Consider the following 444-nt stretch of genomic DNA (forward strand, 5'->3'; position numbering starts at 1 on the left):
CGTTCTTGAAGTCCGCCAGCTCGTCGACCTTGGGGAGGTCGCCGTTGATCAGCGTGTACGCGACCTCGAGGAACGACGAGCGCTCGGCGAGCTGCTCGATCGGGTATCCGCGGTAGCGCAGAATGCCCTGCTCACCGTCGAGGTACGTGATGGCGGATTTATAGGCGGCGGTGTTGCCGTATCCGCTGTCCAGCGTCACCAGGCCGGTATTGGCCCGGAGCTTCCCGATGTCGAAGCCCTTGTCGCCGACGGTGCTGTCGATCACCGGGTAGGTGTACTCGTCATCGCCGTACCGCAGTACTACAGCGTTGTTGGTGTGCTCGCTCACGTCATCCCTCACCGACGTAGTGCCTCTTCTTCGAGGTGCCCTGACTGTCTCCACCCTCCCCCATTCGGCTCAGGAGAGTGCACTCGGGGTCGTCCATTGGACCTACTGGCGGCACT

General features: G+C 62.6%; 1 protein-coding gene. It reads right to left on the bottom strand.

The window, feature by feature from the left end; translation table 11 throughout:
- A partial coding sequence (locus tag RM779_RS33355; RefSeq protein ID WP_311621545.1) for a citrate/2-methylcitrate synthase occupies nucleotides 1-328 on the bottom strand: 328 nt, incomplete at its 3' end.
- Between the last annotated feature and the right edge of the window lie 116 nt (nucleotides 329-444).

This window comes from Streptomyces johnsoniae, assembly GCF_031845565.1.
GTDB classification, from domain to species: domain Bacteria; phylum Actinomycetota; class Actinomycetes; order Streptomycetales; family Streptomycetaceae; genus Streptomyces; species Streptomyces johnsoniae.